At 58.5% G+C, this 15,842-nt stretch carries 15 protein-coding genes; 3 read left to right on the top strand and 12 right to left on the bottom strand.

Going from position 1 to position 15,842, the window contains the following annotated elements; genetic code table 11:
* Nucleotides 1-8 precede the first annotated feature (8 nt).
* The gene (locus PD282_RS12035) at nucleotides 9-404 is read right to left on the bottom strand and encodes a GNAT family N-acetyltransferase (protein ID WP_338045180.1); all 396 of its coding nucleotides are present in this window, start codon (nucleotides 402-404) and stop codon (nucleotides 9-11) included.
* Nucleotides 405-527: 123 nt separating this feature from the next.
* Between PD282_RS12035 and PD282_RS12030 the strand changes: the two genes are divergently transcribed.
* On the top strand, nucleotides 528-1,343 hold the full coding sequence (locus tag PD282_RS12030; RefSeq protein ID WP_274650917.1) for an alpha/beta fold hydrolase: 816 nt from the start codon (nucleotides 528-530) through the stop codon (nucleotides 1,341-1,343).
* A 111-nt stretch (nucleotides 1,344-1,454) separates the two neighbouring features.
* On the opposite strand, the gene PD282_RS12025 is transcribed toward PD282_RS12030, so the two are convergent.
* The 8 genes from PD282_RS12025 to PD282_RS11990 form a co-directional block, all read right to left on the bottom strand.
* Nucleotides 1,455-2,294 (bottom strand): MBL fold metallo-hydrolase, encoded by an 840-nt coding sequence (locus tag PD282_RS12025; RefSeq protein ID WP_338045179.1) that lies wholly within the window; start codon nucleotides 2,292-2,294, stop codon nucleotides 1,455-1,457.
* A 47-nt stretch (nucleotides 2,295-2,341) separates the two neighbouring features.
* Nucleotides 2,342-3,112, bottom strand: a complete 771-nt coding sequence (locus PD282_RS12020) for an SDR family NAD(P)-dependent oxidoreductase (protein ID WP_274650916.1) — start codon at nucleotides 3,110-3,112, stop codon at nucleotides 2,342-2,344.
* Between the two features lie 75 nt (nucleotides 3,113-3,187).
* On the bottom strand, nucleotides 3,188-3,973 hold the full coding sequence (locus PD282_RS12015) for an SDR family NAD(P)-dependent oxidoreductase (RefSeq protein ID WP_274650915.1): 786 nt from the start codon (nucleotides 3,971-3,973) through the stop codon (nucleotides 3,188-3,190).
* Between the two features lie 120 nt (nucleotides 3,974-4,093).
* Entirely contained in the window at nucleotides 4,094-5,065 is a 972-nt protein-coding gene (locus PD282_RS12010) for a sugar phosphate isomerase/epimerase family protein (protein ID WP_274650914.1), read from the bottom strand.
* A gap of 48 nt (nucleotides 5,066-5,113) precedes the next feature.
* Nucleotides 5,114-5,884, bottom strand: coding sequence for an SDR family NAD(P)-dependent oxidoreductase (locus tag PD282_RS12005; RefSeq protein ID WP_274650913.1), 771 nt, complete (start codon nucleotides 5,882-5,884; stop codon nucleotides 5,114-5,116).
* Nucleotides 5,885-5,939: 55 nt separating this feature from the next.
* A complete protein-coding gene (locus PD282_RS12000) occupies nucleotides 5,940-6,746 on the bottom strand; it encodes a cyclase family protein (protein ID WP_274650912.1) in 807 nt (268 codons plus the stop codon).
* A 290-nt stretch (nucleotides 6,747-7,036) separates the two neighbouring features.
* Nucleotides 7,037-8,056, bottom strand: a complete 1,020-nt coding sequence (locus PD282_RS11995; protein ID WP_274650911.1) for a Gfo/Idh/MocA family protein — start codon at nucleotides 8,054-8,056, stop codon at nucleotides 7,037-7,039.
* Between the two features lie 21 nt (nucleotides 8,057-8,077).
* Nucleotides 8,078-8,851, bottom strand: a complete 774-nt coding sequence (locus PD282_RS11990; RefSeq protein ID WP_274650910.1) for a sugar phosphate isomerase/epimerase family protein — start codon at nucleotides 8,849-8,851, stop codon at nucleotides 8,078-8,080.
* A 136-nt stretch (nucleotides 8,852-8,987) separates the two neighbouring features.
* Between PD282_RS11990 and PD282_RS11985 the strand changes: the two genes are divergently transcribed.
* A complete protein-coding gene (locus PD282_RS11985) occupies nucleotides 8,988-9,812 on the top strand; it encodes a helix-turn-helix domain-containing protein (RefSeq protein WP_274650909.1) in 825 nt (274 codons plus the stop codon).
* Nucleotides 9,813-9,870: 58 nt separating this feature from the next.
* The gene (locus PD282_RS11980; protein WP_274650908.1) at nucleotides 9,871-10,533 is read left to right on the top strand and encodes a M50 family metallopeptidase; all 663 of its coding nucleotides are present in this window, start codon (nucleotides 9,871-9,873) and stop codon (nucleotides 10,531-10,533) included.
* Nucleotides 10,534-10,543: 10 nt separating this feature from the next.
* Here the strand turns inward: PD282_RS11980 and PD282_RS11975 are convergent, their stop codons facing one another.
* The 3 genes from PD282_RS11975 to PD282_RS11965 all read right to left on the bottom strand — a co-directional run bounded on the left by PD282_RS11975 (nucleotide 10,544) and on the right by PD282_RS11965 (nucleotide 15,840).
* On the bottom strand, nucleotides 10,544-13,435 hold the full coding sequence (locus PD282_RS11975) for a sensor histidine kinase (RefSeq protein WP_274650907.1): 2,892 nt from the start codon (nucleotides 13,433-13,435) through the stop codon (nucleotides 10,544-10,546).
* Between the two features lie 12 nt (nucleotides 13,436-13,447).
* Nucleotides 13,448-14,812, bottom strand: a complete 1,365-nt coding sequence (locus tag PD282_RS11970) for a response regulator transcription factor (protein ID WP_274650906.1) — start codon at nucleotides 14,810-14,812, stop codon at nucleotides 13,448-13,450.
* 185 nt (nucleotides 14,813-14,997) lie between these two features.
* The gene (locus PD282_RS11965; protein ID WP_274650905.1) at nucleotides 14,998-15,840 is read right to left on the bottom strand and encodes a carbohydrate ABC transporter permease; all 843 of its coding nucleotides are present in this window, start codon (nucleotides 15,838-15,840) and stop codon (nucleotides 14,998-15,000) included.
* Between the last annotated feature and the right edge of the window lie 2 nt (nucleotides 15,841-15,842).

Below are 15,842 nucleotides of genomic sequence, written 5' to 3'. Positions count from 1 at the left end.
CTTCCTCCTTACTTTTCCGTCGAACCCCTTCTCCTCCAAAGGCCTCCGGAACAGGGGCTGAAACCGCTTTTCGAATAAAATCCGGCATGTTCGAGCGCATAAGTAACCGTTACGATTTCCAAACCGAAACGCCCGGCCTCCTCAAGCAAAGCGGTGACCAAAGCCCGGCCGATTCCTTTCCCCCGGTAATCCGGATGAACGATGATATCTTCCATATAACCATGCTGCAGACCCGTCCCTGCGACATAACCGAACGCAATCAGGGTGCCGGCTTCGTCTCTGCAGCCTGCCCAGAAATTGCAGCGTTCGAATAAAAGCGGATAATCGGCCTGCCGGCCCTCCCAGCCGACCCACTCTCGCAATACCGGCACCTCGTGCGGGGCGATGGGGAGATTGATCGTCATTTCAAAATCCAGTTGACGTCCTCCTTTCGTTCGGATGGAGTAAAGTTCATAATTAGTTCATGTTTCGGGTCTATAGTATTCATATCCAGCCATTACCATTACCCCGGGAAGGGAAAGATGAATATGAACGAACCGTTTGTTGACCATACCGTCATCTCGCCGGACGGCACCGAAATCGCTTATCGCACGATCGGCCGGGGACCGGCGCTCGTTATCGTCCACGGCACCTTTCGTGCCGCGGTCCACTATGAGCAGCTGGCCCGATTGCTGTCCGATACGTTTACCGTTTGCATCATGGACCGCAGAGGCCGCGGCGGCAGCGGTCCGATGGACGCCGATTACAGCTTTCGGAGGGAACGGGAGGATCTTGCAGCCGTATTGGCGCAAACGTCGGCGGAGCTTGTTTTCGGCCACAGCCTGGGCGGCCTGATCGCCCTTGAAGCGGCAGCCGCATTGCCGCTGCGCCAAATCGCCATTTACGAGCCTCCGATCACCGCCCATATGGTGCCGACCGGCTGGATTGCCGAATTCGAGAAAGCGCTCGCCGAACAGGATTATGTCCATTCGCTGATCCTGTTTTTCAAAGCGGTGGGCGGCAATCATATTCCCGATGAACAGCTCGAAAACATCCGGCAGCATATTCATCATCATCCGGAATGGCCGTCGATGGTTCAGCTGCTGCCGACGCTGCCGATCGAAGTCCGCGAAGCCGCCCGTGCCGTCGCCGATATGGAAAAATACCGGGACGTTTCGGCCGAAACGCTGCTGATGATCGGGACGGAGAACCCGGACTTCAAACAGCCGGAGGTTATTCGGGCTTTCGAACGCCTGGTGCCTCATTCGCGAACGGTCATGCTGCCCGGGCTCGGCCATAATGCGCCCGATATGGATGCGCCGGAGCCGGTCGCACAGCAGTTAAAAGCGTTTTTCAACCGGTAATGCGCAAAAAGCCGCGATGGAACGAACTCTTCTCTTTCGGCTAACGGGCCAAAGGAGAAGAAGCTCTCGCGGCTTTTCATGGACTGTGCCTGAGCGGCGGAACGGCCGCTGCTATTTCAGCGCGCGCCCCGAAACATAAATGTACCGTTCGAACCGTGCCATGACGTGGCTTTTCTGCGCCGGATGCTTATCGTACAGGTAATCGACGAAATAGCCCGGATGCTCGGAATTGCCCGCGAACATATCGTAATGGGTCGGAACGACGGTGTCGATTCCGGCGGCGACCGCCAGCTCCGCCGCTTCGCGGTAGTTCATGTTGCCGATGATGTTGCGGCTGTTCCGGAACGGGTCTCTGCCATTGATCGGCAGCAGGCCGAGGTCGAGCGACTCGGCCCGAAGCGTCTCGATCAGCCCCGGATAAACCGTCGTATCGCCGGCATGATACAGCTTGACGCCGTTCAGCTCAAGCACGTAGCCGACATAACGATGATCGAGCTTCTCGTCGTATTCCAGCTCCTCGTGCGCAGAGGGCAGCGGCTTGACGCGGAAATCGCCGAACGAAAGCCACTCGTTCGTGACGGCATGCACGCGCCGCTCCTGCGGCACGCCCATGGACGCCAGCGCCTCCAGACAGCAGCCCGGCGCAACAAATACGGTTTTGTTCCCCGCTTTCGCCATGGAGGGAATCGTGTCCGGGTCGAGATGATCGCTATGCTCGTGCGTGATCAGCACGTAGCCGGCGTTTACCGCCTCCTCCGGAAGGAGCGGCGGCGCAAACTGCCGGTGCGGCGAAGATGCGAGATAAGGATCGACATAAACGACCTTGTCCCCGCCTTTAATGACAACGCTCACCTGCCCGAGAAACCAGATGGCGACCATGCCGTACGGCACCTTCGTTTCGTCGATTTCCCGGATGAGCGCTGCTCCTGTTCGAACGTTCGGCTGCATCATGTTCCGTTGTTCCCCTTTCCGTTTCAGCCCTTAGTCTGAGTCTGCTGTTAAATATTGAGTCCGCCCGCGATGGCGAGCTCGGAGCCGGTCACCTGACTCGATTCGTCCGACAGCAGATAGACGGCGCCGTAAGCCATATCTTCCGGCGTCTGCATTCTGCCGCTCGGGATGCGGGAATTCGCGAAAGCGATCAATTCCTCCCGGCCCTTCCCCATCCTTTCGTGCAGCTCGATTTCGCCCTCCGATGCGACCCAGCCGACAGTGATCCAGTTCGAACGGACCTTGTCCCGGCTGTAATTGGATGCGATATGGCGGCTGAGCGTCAGCAGCGCTCCTTTGGAAATGGCGTAAGGCGATAAATCTTTACCGCCTTTATAGCCGTGCGTGGAGCCGATGTGCACAATCGAGCCGCCTCCCGTTTCGATCATCGAGGCGACCGCGTATTTGCAGAGAAAGAAAGCCCCTTTAATATTGACGGCGAATACCGCGTCGAACAGCTCCTCCGTCGTATTCAGCAGGCTGCTTCGCGGATAAATGCCGGCGTTGTTGACCAGTCCGTCCACCCTGCCGAAAGCCTGCACCGTGTCGTCGACGATCCGCCTGCACGTCTCCTCCTGCGAAATGTCGCCGCCGGCAAATACGGCCTTGGCGCCCAGCTTCTCTTTAAGCTCCCGCACGACCTGAAGGCCCTCGGATTCATCCAGCCCGCTGACCGTCACATTGGCGCCTTCAACGGCGCACATTTCGGCGATCCCTTTACCGATGCCCTTTGTACCGCCCGTTACGATAACCGTTTTACCCGCTAACCGATTGCCCATCCGTACTCCCCTTCTCTGCCTGGGTTAATTTCGGATCCTGCCGAATCCAGCCTTCTGAAGCAGCAAACAGCCTCGTTACTTCCAGCAGACGATCGTCTCGCCGGAGAGCGCGTCGGATTGCGGCCCGCACAGAAACATGACGATGTCGGACATATCCTTCGGCTGCGCGATTTGCTGCAAACGGGAGCGCTCCTCCTGCCCCTGTACGGTGCGCGTCGCAAGGAACCTCGCCGTATAGGTCGGAGCCGGCGAAATGCAATTGACGTTCACGTCGTAAGGGCGAAGCTGCTCGGCGAGACTGCGCGTATACTGCGAAACGCCCATTTTGGCGGCGGCGTAAATGAGCCCGTTTTTGACCGCCACGTGCCCGGCGATCGAGCCGACGTTCACGATTTTGCCGCTGCGGCGCTCGCGCATATGCAGCCCGGCGAACTTGCAGGCGTACATGGTAGACAGCAGATTGCGTTCAACGACGGCGCGAATGTCTTCCACGGAAATATCGAGCGCGTCGTTCGGATCCGGACGCGGCGTATTCGCGCCGATATCCCCGCCCGCGTTGTTGACCAGAATGTCGATGGAGCCAAGCAGCTCGATCGACCGGTCGATCAGCCGTTTCGTCTGCTCCGGGTCGCTTAAGTCGGCTGCGACAAAATACGATTTCACGCCGTACTGAGCGGCAATCTCCGAAGCGACGGCGCTGCCGGACGGCGCTTCGTTAAACTGCGCAGCCGCTTCCTCGTTCACGTCGTGGACGATGACGTTCGCGCCGGCTGCCGCCAGATCAAGCGCATACTGCTTGCCGAGCCCGCGGCTGGAACCGGTGACAACGGCGTTTTTCCCTTGCAAATCGATGGTTGGCATTCGTATTCACCTCATGGAATAGGATGGATGAACCTTCAACCTGCGAAGCGATGTTTGTGAACGCGGTGCTGCCGATATCCGCTTCGGCTTGGGGGCAAGCGGCGGTCACGCCGCCGCCGTTTATGCGTACTGCTTCATCAGAGCGGCCAAATACGCCGTGCCGCGATTCAACTCGTCGATTTCGTAGGCCGCGATCGCCTCCGGAGATTCCCCTTTCTCGTAAGGGGTGCGCCAATCTCCTCTCGAACGCGCATGATCCTCGACAAACCGCAGCAGACGGGTAAGCTGCAGCGCGGTGCGCGGCGGGTATTCCGTCCAATAGTCTTCCATCAGCACCCGGATATGCCGCGCTTCCAACGCCCCGTGCTCGACGGACAGCGTCACGCCGGGATTGGCTTCGGACAGAATGCCGAGCAGCGCCGGAAAATCGATCACGCCCTGCCCCAGCGGGCAGCGGGCCAGCCGGTAGCCTTCCTCCGACCAGAAGATGTTGTAATCCTTCAGATGAACGTTGCGCACGTGCGGGGCGACCCGGCGGAAGAAATCGACCGGCTCCTCGGCCGTGGCCAAGGGGTTGCCGGTATCGAGCGTGATGCCGAACTGCTTCGAGCCGATTTGCTCGCACAGCCAAAGCAGTTCCTCGGAGGCCAGGTCCTGATGATTCTCCACCGCCAGATTGGCGCCGCCCGGCTCGGCCGCTGCCATGACCTCGCCGAAATTGCGGAGCAGCGTTTGCAGGAACGGCTGCCACTGGCCCGCCATCAGCCGGCGGTCGCCGCCGATTTTGGCTCCGCCGACGACCGTCCGTACCGTGATGGCGCCGACACGGTTCGCCAGCCGCATCGCTTCCTTCAAGTTGGCGGTATCGTAGCCGCCGGCCGCGATATTGAGAAACATCCCTTTGCTGCGTACATATTCCGCCGTCTCGTCGGCATCGCCGCTGCGCAGCGTATCGTACGGCAGCTCGACGCCCTGCAGACCGTATGCCTCGGCCATGTCGATCTGATCCTTCGCCGTGAAGCGCGGACGTGTTGCTTTCGGGTGAATGCCCATATAGAAAACGGTTCCATAAGCGGTTAATCCGAATTTCATGTGCCTTCCTCCTCGTTCAACTGAATGGAAACAGCCGGAATCTTCTCTTTATTCGACGGTCCAGCCGCCGTCGATCGTGATGGCCGACCCCGTCATGAAGCTCGACATATCCGAAGCCAGATAAAGGATCAGCCCGGACAGCTCGCCCGGTTCGCCCCACCGTTTGACGGGCAGGTGGTCCATGAAAAACTTGTTCGCCTCCGGATTCTCGATGACGACCTTGTTGAGCTCGGTTGCGAACGGCCCCGGACAAACGGCGTTGGCCGTAATGTTATGGGACGCCCATTCCAGCGCCATCACCTTGGTGAGCTGGATCAAACCGCCTTTGCTGGAGCAGTACGCGGAACGTTCCGGCAGCGCAACCTGCCCGAGCATGGAAGCGATATTGATAATTCGGCCGTAGTTCTGCCGGATCATATGCGGGACAACGGCCTTCGTGCACAGGAAGGGCGCCTTCAAATTCGTGGTCTGCACCAGATCCCAGCTGTCTTCGTCATACTCCAGAATCGGCTTGCGAATGTTAATCCCGGCATTGTTGATCAAAATGTCGCACCGGCCGAAAGCGTCGACCACCGCGTCCGCCATCCGCCCGATGCTGCCGGAATCGGTCACGTCCACCGTCACGCCGATCGCCTCGCCTCCGGTCGAGCCGGCAACCTGATCGGCCGCCTCCTTCGCTTTGCGCTCGTCGCGGCTCGTTACCGCGACCTTGGCCCCCGCGCCGGCCAGCGTTTTCGCGAACTCCAGTCCAAGCCCCTGGCTTCCGCCTGTAACGAGTGCGACCCTGCCTGTCAAATCGAATGTCTTTGCTTCTGTCATCCGCTGATTCATCTCCTTTATGTATTCGTTTGCATATTCTCCTGCCGATAACGCGTCACACGATCGCCACGGGCCGGACGGGAGAGCCTGTTGCGCCGGTAATTTTGAGCGGTATACAAACAAACAGAAATTCGTATACTTGATCCGCCGCCAATTCCTCGAGGTTCAGGCATTCGATCAGGTGGATGCCGCAGCGCGCGATAAGCTCCTGGTGAACGGGCAGCCCCGGACCGTCCGGAACCATCTGCTCATACACGATCGTGTCGCTCCCGGTAAGGAAAATTCCCTTGCCCGCCAGCCATTTCGCCGCCGTAATATCCGGTCCGGGCAGCCCGCCGCCGCCGGCGAGATAGACGTTTTTGTCGCCGTAAAACCGCGACCAGCCCGTGCGGATCAGCACGCAGTCGCCTGCCTGGACGGACACGTCCTGCTTGCCGGCCGCCGCCTGCAAGTCGCCCTCCGTGACGGGTTCGGCGGCTTCCAGATGACTTTTCCCCTTCAGCAGCGGAATGTCCAGCATGATCCCTCGCCTGACGATCGGCTCGATCGTTTCGACGCCGTGGCTGACGAGGCCGCGCTGCTGTCCCCGCCCGCGCTGGACATCGGCCGCCGCAACGTCTCCATAAAGAGCGCCATGACTGGAAATATGGCCGAGCGCATCGATATGGGTCGAGTGATGACCGCTCGTGACGATGACTTCATTGGCGGACCCGTACCCGCAGTTCGAGGCGTCGGGGACGTCTCCATGCCTGTTGTTCAGCGTCATGAAAAACGGCGGATGAGACGGCCAGACCGGGGTGCCTCTGTCGAGCGGATGCCCCAAATCGTATTTTTTACCGCTCAAAACGTCCTGGAATCGCATTCGGCCCTGCCTCCTTCGGCGCTGCGGCCGATCCGCCCCGATCCGTGCAAACGATCGCGGGCTTCGGACCGGAAACCGCTCTGCATTGGGAATGTTTCAATCTGAGGAAGTATTCGCCAGCCGTCGGCATTATCCTTCATCAAATTTCTGCTGCCGTCCGTGACAGCGGATTCCGAATCCGGCCGACGCGCCGCAAACGCCGACCCGTCCGCCGGTTGCCGCGATCGTCTCTGTATGTCAGCAGACAAAAAACCTGCATCGCATGTGCAGGTTTTTCGGTAAATGCCGGCTTACAGCTTGATGATTTTGCCCGTTGCCTGGGATTCGAAGGCGGCCAAAATGACTTTGAGCGAACGCAGACCTTCCTCGCCGGAGATGCTTGGCGGCGTGTTTGTCCGAATGCATTCGACAAAAGCGTCGATGACCCCGCTCGGCACCTGCTTCTCGTTCGTCGCCATAGCGCCGACCTTGTACGTCTCGGAGATGCCGTCGACCAGCTCGACGATGACCTCGTCCCCGTGCACCGTACCGATCTTCATGACACCCTTCTCGCACCAGAGCGTCGTACTGTTGTCGCCGCCCTTATACTGCGTCCAGCTGGCCACGAGCGTGCCGATCGCGCCGCTTTTCATGCGCAGGATGCAGGTAGCGTTATCGTCGACGTCGGTTCCTTCCTTATGAATCGTGCCGACGAACCCGGCCACTTCGGCCACTTCGTCGCTGAGTAAATACCGGATAAAGTCTGATTTATGCACGCCAAGGTCGCCCATTGCGCCCATGATCGCTTCTTCCTTGCGGAAAAACCAGCTGTTCCGCCCGTCGAGGCTCCAGCCTTCCGGACCCGGGTGGCCAAACGAGGTGCGGAACGTGAGCACCCGGCCCAATTTGCCGGAATCGAGAATTTCCTTCGCTTTCACGTGAGGAGGCATCAGGCGCTGGTTGTGGCCGACCATCAGGAACACGCCGTTCTTGCGGGCCGCTTCGATCATGCGCTCGCCTTCCTCGGCCGTGACGGCCATCGGCTTCTCGACCAGCACATGCGCGCCGGCATTGGCGGCGGCGATGGCGACCTCGGCATGAAGATAGTTCGGCGTGCAGACGCTGACCGCGTCCGGCTTCTCGTTCTTCAGCAGCTCTTCATAGCTGCTGTAGCTTTTGCCGCCGTAGGTTTCGGCAAATTTCCGCGCGCGTTCGATTTTCGGATCGGCGAACGCGATGAATTCGACGTTCGGATTGGCGGCATATTCCGGTACATGTCTGCGCAGCGCGATGGCGCCGCAGCCGACGACCGCGACTTTAATTTTGCTCATGGGATCCGTCTCCTTTATCCATCAAAATTGGTTCAAATAATGCTGCTTCAGCCAGTTCAGGCTGCTGGCCACGCTCTCAAGCGGCGGATTTTGGCAGTGGTCCTGCTCGACGATCAGCCACTGCACGCCGGCATCCGAGGAAGCCTGAATAACCGCGGGAAGATTGACGACGCCCTGTCCGAGCTCGAGCGTTTTCATTTTGCCTTCCTCATCCTTGCTGAAGTCCTTCAAATGGAGCAGCGGCAGACGTCCGGCATATTTCGGGATATAGGCCAGCGGATCTTGTCCGGCAAACTGGACCCAGCAGACGTCCATTTCCACTTGAACGGATTCCGGCTTCGTCGACGCATACAGCGCATCGTAAACGAATTCGCCGCCGATACGGCTTTCAAATTCGAACGCGTGGTTGTGATAGCCGAAAACGAGTCCCTGTTCGCGCGCCTCGGCGCCGACTTCCTCAAACAGCGAAAATAAGCGCTTCCACGATTCTTCGTCGGCGCGTTCCTCCGCCGCCACATGCGGGCAAATCAAATACTGCGCGCCGATCGTTTTCAAATAATCGATTTCCTGCTGCAGGCTGCCGCGAAGCGCCGCCGGCCCGACATGGCTGCCGATTGCTTTAAGCCCCAGCTCCTGAAGCAGCGATTTCATCTCGTCTGCAGGTATTCCGCCATACCCGGCGAACTCCACGCCTTCATATCCGAGTTCCGCCACCTTGCGCAGCGTGCCCTTGAAATCCTGCGCCAGCTCATTGCGGAGCGTATACAGCTGCAGGCCGATGCCCATTCTTCTCATGGTCGCACCTCGACAATTAGATTATTTCACTGCAAAACCCGATACCATCATACACGAAAGTAGGTTAAACTGAACATAAACGATATTGCATGACCTGAACTATTTGGCTACTTTCCCGTATGGAGGTCGAACCGGATTGGAAGCGAACCTGCTGATTTGCAGTTATTCCTATCATTCGCAGCCGTTCAATAACAGCTACAAAAGCGGTCTGCCCAACTACCTTTTTCGGCTGCAGACGGAAGGGACAAGCAAGGTGTACTGCCGGGGGGACTGGCACGAGGTGCAGGCAGGCGACCTGCTTTTGCTTAAGCCCGGAGACGAGTATGACCTTCGGGTCGAAAAAGGCGGCGCAGAGGGAAGAGTGTCGAGCGGCGATTATTATTTATACTGCAGCGGCTCCTGGATCGATGCCTGGTGGAGCCGGATGAACCGTCCGGCGCTGAGCCGGATCGCGATCGACGATAAACTGCTTGGCCTGTGGCGGAATCTGCTGCTGGAGAAGCGCCGCGGCCCGCATGAAGAGAATGCGGAGCTGACGGATTATTTGCTGCGCGGCCTCTGCCTGTATTTGGACCGGGCGATTACCGAAACGACGCTGACGGACCGCACCGCCTTCGCCGCCTTGAGGCTCAAGCGGTTCATCGAGGAGCACGCCACGGTCACGTTCAAGCTGGAAGAGGCCGCGCGCTATGCGGGTTTAAGCCTGTCGCGGGCCGTTCACCTGTATAAAAGCTGCTATGGCCAAACCATGATCCAATACGCCATGGAAGTCCGTCTTAACGCCGCGTTGGAGAGGATGAAATACAGCTCCATGACGCTGGAGCAAATTGCCGAGACGAGCGGATTTTCCAGCTACTCCTATTTCCACCGCGTGTTTCGCGCCAAATACGGCGTATCGCCGGCCAAATATCGGGCCTCTTCGGAGACCTCCCCCGTCGCTGCCGGTTCCCGCGCACGCTGACGGGCCGCCCGAAACAATCCTTCTTCCGCCACGTATAAAGCAGCAGGAGTGGATGCCGATGAAATGGAAAATGATTGCGATCGCGCTGCTGGTTCTGGTTTTATTGAACCTTCCCGTCGTGGGAAATTTCCTGCGCGCGGCCAATACGCTCGTTCACGAAAGCGGGCATGCGCTGACGGCGCTGCTGTTCCAGGGTCATGTCTACTCGATCTCGCTGTTCGCCAATACCGAAGGCTTGACCTACAGCTCGTATACGTCCTGGGCCGGCGGGTTTGCGACCGGGCTTGCCGGCTACGTGTTTTCCTCAATTTTTATCCTGGCGCTGGCTTCGCTCTGGAGCCGTAGCCGTTACCGGATCGTGCCGGTCATTCTGCTCGTACTCGCAGCGGCGAATATCGTCTTCTGGGTTCGAAATGCGTACGGCATGATCTGGCTGATCCTTTTCATTCTTCTGCTCGTGTACACGCTTGTCACGAAAAAGAAGGAATTCGCCTTTACCGTCACGGCCGTTATTTTACTGGTCATTCTCGCCGCTTCGGTTCGCGCCGGTTTCGACGTCTTCATGCTCGGTCTGCAGACGCCGGGGCAGGCGGGCGACGCCACCGTGCTGCGGCAAATTACGCACGTTCCGGCCGTTTTCTGGGGCACCTTCTTTTTCGCGCAGTCGTTATGGGCGGCGTTTGCGGCGGGCAAAAAGCTGCTGAAGAAGCTGAATCAATAAATCGCCTCTTCTAGGCCGGCTCCGTCAGCACGATCCGCACGACCGTTCCCGCCATCATCCGGCTGTCGATCGTCATGGAGGCGCGGTCGCCGTAATGGATTTTCAGCCGGTTATACACGTTTTTCAGGCCGACGCCCCCGCCCCGGCCGGTCTTGATTTCCCCCGGTTCGCCGGAATCGGCCGCGAGCGACTGCCTGAGCTGCTCCAGCCGTTTCGGCTCGATGCCGATTCCGTTGTCGCCGACTTCCAGCAGCAGCCTGCCGCCTTCCACGGCCGCCTTGATTCGCACGGCGCCTCCCGACGAATATTCCATAATGCCGTGGTTAAGCGCATTTTCCACGACCGGCTGCAAAATAAACTTCAGCATATTGCGCGGCAGCGCCCCCGGCTCCAACTGCCATTCGACGGAAAAATTGCCTGCAAACCGGAGCTGCTGAATCGTCATATAGTTTCGGATATGCTCGATCTCCGCCTCGACCGTCACGATCTCGCTTCCGCTGCTGATGCTGAACCTGAATATTTTCGCTAGGCTGCCGACCATCGTGCAAATTTCCTCGGCCCCGTACCGCTTCGACCGCATGTTGATCGCTTCCAGCGTATTATACAGAAAATGCGGGTTGATCTGCTGCTGCAGCATGCTCAGCTCCGCCTTCGTCTTGAGCGCGATCAGCTGCTGCTCCCGCACCCGGTTTTTCACGTTTTCGTCCATCAGGAAACGGATTTGGGCGATCATCTTGTTGATGCTGATGACCAGGCTGCCGATTTCGTCCCTCGCCTCGTAGCCGAAGCGGCGCTCCAGATGCCCTTGGCCAATTTCCTCCATCATCGATTGAAGCCGTTTCACCGGCCGCTCCAGGAACAGCGAGCACATCCACGAAATCGCGTACGCAATCATGATCGCCAGCAGCACGATAAACATATCGCGGTAAAAGATTTGCCGGGAAGCGCTCAGGATCTCGTCAAACGGATAAAAGACGTACATCGTCCATCCCGTCCTGCCGATGGGCTGCGGCGCGACCGCCTGCTCCTGACCCGCCGTCTTACGCATCGCGACCGGCGCGGCGGCCGCTCCCTGCTGCCGTTCCCGGAGCTGAACCGCCGTATCGACGTATTCGGCGTTCGAATTGCTCCGGTAAATGACGCCTCCGCTCCGATCGAGAATGACAAAATCCAGCTTATGGTCGGGGTCGACCGGCTGGAATGCGTTATCCTTCAGCACCAGCTCCAGGTACCCAAGCTGCTGCATATCCGGACTGGCCGCGTAGACGGGATAAAGCGATTTTTTGATCAGCGAGACGGCCGGCCGGCCGTACACGTCCCTTTTCCCCGTTACCCAGATGATCGGCTGCGCGCCGTCGTCCTGAAGCGCCGGGATCGGATCGATTTTTTGTGAAAACAGATCGAGGTTGTTGAGAAAAATGGACGAATACCGGGCGATGCCGGACGAGTTGTACAGAGCGAAATACGACACGTCGCTCAGCTCGGGATAGAGCGAGACGAACATATCCGGGCTGGACACCGGGTAGCTGTCCATCAGCGGGACGGACAGAAATAAATAACGCTGCAGCCGGTCGTCCACCGACAGCTTGTTGATTAAATTTTCGTACGCCTCCTTGCGCAGCTTGACGACCTTGCCCATCTCCGCGGACGTGCGGGTCAGCGCCTTGTTGACCTGGTCGACCGAATAGGTGCCGAGCAGCCATGCGTACAAAAACCCGGCCGAAACGGCCGGCACGATCACGGACAGGAGCAGCAGCGTCGCGATTTTTTGGCGAAGGGAAATCGATGCCAGCCTCCGCTGGATCAAGGACAGCGGAATGTTCCGGATTTCGCTCGCGTAGGCCTGGGCCCGGATCAGATTGGACAACGTCCGGTACGGCTGGAAAATCATCCCGGAAAATACATACGCGACGACGAACGTGATGACGATCGCGGCGAAGGACAGCGACAGGTACCGGACAAGCAGCAGGTTTGCCGGGCCGCTCGCCCCCCCTGTGTCAGCCGCCGTGATCAGCTTAAAGCCGTACGGCTGCAGCATGCACGCCTTGATCCGCTTCCCGAGCTTGTTCGGCACGTCGGAGTCGCATGCCGATGCCGGTTCCCGGCTCTCGGCGGCAAGGCGAACGATGCTTGCCTTCAGCGGACCTTCCGGCATGTTCGTCCAGACGATCCGGTTCTCCCGGTCCAGAAACAGCGACAAGCCGGATTCCCCTCCCCCGGACAGCGTATCCTGGAGAAATTCCGGACTTAAGACGATGAAACTCATGACCTTGGTATCGTCAATGCCGTTGTTGATGACCAAATGGCCTTCCACCTGCTGCAAAAAATGCCGCAAGCGCAGCATCTGGTCCGGCGGCAGCCGGCCCTCCATGGCATCGAGCTTCGCCGTCAGCTGCCCCTTCGCGAAATAGACCGGCAGCCCGTATACCTTGAGAAACGTATCCAGCAGCCCGGAATCCCGCAAATCGTCGATCCACGGAATCGGCTCCTCGGACAATTCGGCGGAATCCGTGGATTTGACGAAGCTTCGCTGATTTACGTTATCGCCGAGCATGAAAATTTTGTCCACCAGCTTGGGAGAAATTTCAAGCGCATTCAGCCTGACGTTCAAATCGGCGATTTTGGCGGCGGCCTCGGCCGGCGGCTGCAGATTCAAATAGGCGCGCGAATAAACCGTGAAATCGGTCGAGCCGAGCCGCGTCATCAGCGAATTGGCGTCGTTTAAATAACCGGTCACGTTGGAGATCGAATATTGAAAAAGATGCTCCTCCGTCGAAACCTGCACATCCTGTCCGATTTCATTGGCGCCGGCATAACCGATCCAGATAAATACCGCTTGCGCCGCCAGCGTAAAAAGCACGGCGATGACGATCAGCTTCGCCTTGTAGCTGCGGATGCCCATCGGATCGCCCCGTCAATGAAGCGGAAGCGAAGCCGTCAGGAGCCGGTTCCGGTATTCCTGCGGGGTCTTCCCCGTATTTTTTTTGAAAATTTCGCAGAAATAGCGGGGATTCTCGTAGCCGACCATTTCCCCGACCTCGTACACCTTGTACTGCGGGTCCGCAAGCAGCCGCTTCGCATGGTTCAGCCGGCAGTCCGTCAAATAACACACGAAGCTTAAGCCTTCGGTTTTTTTAAACAGCCAGCTGAGGTAGGTGGGATTGACGTGGACGCTATCCGCGACGTCCCGCAGCGTAATCGACCGTTCGTAATGCAGGCGGATGTACTTTTTCGCCTCTTCGACGATCAGGCTTTTGGGCGATTCGGCTGCGGGCGGATCGTCCGGCCTGCCGATCTGCGATTCCGCTCCCGCGTCCGGCTCTGCGGCTGGCTTGACGCCCGGCATGCCGGACCGGTACTCCGCCTCGGTATCCGGTGTTTCGCCCAGCAGCGATTCGGCGCAGCTGCGCGAGAACGGAAGCTCGCCCAGCGTGCCGACTTCAGGCCCGACGGCGATCGACACCGTCGAACGCAGCAGTCCGCGGAAGCGCAGCATTTCCTTACGGATCGATTGCAAAATCGCGATCATCCGCCCGGGCTCGGACTGCACCTCGGGATTCGCGGCAAGCAGAAAACAGCTGCCGTTCTTCCGGTCGACCGTATGATAGCCGTAATGGTCATCCCAAATTTCCGTCAGGATGTTGTCCAGCGTGAAGACGATCAAATTCCAGTCCTTTCCAGTATACGGTCCGGCGGCTGCCATCGCCGCATCCAACCGCAGAACCGCAACGGTATAACGGCCGCCGTCCAGCAGCAGCTCGCCGGAGCTGCAGCCCTCCTCGATTTCGTCGGGCGTCAGGGGGCGGTTCATCAGCTCGGTCAGAAAGCAGTGCCGGAGATATTTGGCCAGCAGCTTCGCTTTTCGCTCCAGAATCGTGCTTCGCAGCCGCGTCTGCTGCCGCTCGTTCAGCACGCCGACCGCTTTCGCAAGCGAGGCCTTCAGCTCGTGGAAATCAATCGGCTTGAGCAAGTAATCGACGGCGCCGTTTTGCAGGCTTTTTCTCGCGTATTCAAAATCGTCGTACCCGGTCAGCATAATCGTCTGGATATAACCGAATTCTTTGCGGATCCGTTCGATCAGCTCGAGTCCGTTCATCAGCGGCATACGGATATCGGTGACCACGACGTCGACGGGTTCCTTCTGGATGCGCTGATAGGCAATGATACCGTTTTCATAACAGCCCGCAAGCTCGATGCCGAGCTCCGAATAATCGAAAGCCCCGAGCCCTTCGCGAATTTCCGGCTCGTCGTCGACGATCATCAGCTTATAACCGTGCATCGGAATCCCCCTTCAAGAAGAACGGCTGCGCCGTCTATCGGCGGCGGAACAAGCTTCTTCCCTTAGATCTATAGCGAAAGCAAGGCGAATCGTTACCTTTTCGACCGATCAAAAATAGAAGATTCCCGGGCCTGCCGAAGGGCAGACCGAGGGAATCTTATTTTATGCGCGGAACAACCATGCCATTACCCTTTCACGGCCGAGGAAAGCACACCCTCCAGCAGATAGCGCTGCCCGATGAAGAAGATGACGACGATCGGAATGATGAACAGAATCAGGGCGGCGTTGGCGACCTGGACGAGCTCCACGTTCGGATTTTCCGGGTACGTATAGCCGACGGAGGCGAGCGCCGTCACAAGCGGGTATTTATCCTCCGTCAGGAACATGAACGGCGTCAGGTAATCCGCTCCCCAATGAAAGTTGAACGCCATAATCGCAATCGTGGCGATAATCGGGACGGACAACGGGACGAAGATGTTCCAGAAAATCCGGAATGTGGAGCATCCGTCGATTCTCGCCGCTTCCTCCAGCTCCTTCGGGAACGAGGCGTAAAACTGGCGGTACAGGAAAATATTGAACGGCGACCCGCCAATTCCCCACAGCACCCAAGGGATGAACGTGCCGGTCAGCCCGATCTGCTTGAACAGGATGTACGTCGGAATTTGCGTGACGATCCCCGGCAGCATCATGGTCGACAGGACGAACAGGAACAAATATTTTTTTCCCGGCGCCTGCAGCCTGGCGAACGCATAGCCGACGAAGGCGCTGGAGAACAGCGTCAGCACGACGGAGATGCCGGTGATAATGACCGAATTTCGCGTATAGGTCCAGAAATCGATCAGCGTAACCGCCAGCCGGTAATTCTCGAAATGGAACTCGGTCGGCAGGAACGTCGGCAGCGAGTTGATCTTTTGCAGCGAATTCGTGAAGGTCCAGAACGCCGGCAGGAAAAACAGCAGAGACAGCAGGATCAGGACGACGTACAGCGCGGCTCTGACGGACGGCCGGTTGATGCCTGTGTTCACCATCG

It is taken from the genome of Paenibacillus humicola, from assembly GCF_028826105.1.
Classification (GTDB): domain Bacteria; phylum Bacillota; class Bacilli; order Paenibacillales; family Paenibacillaceae; genus Paenibacillus_Z; species Paenibacillus_Z humicola.
This window is presented reverse-complemented; position numbering and strand designations above follow the sequence as displayed.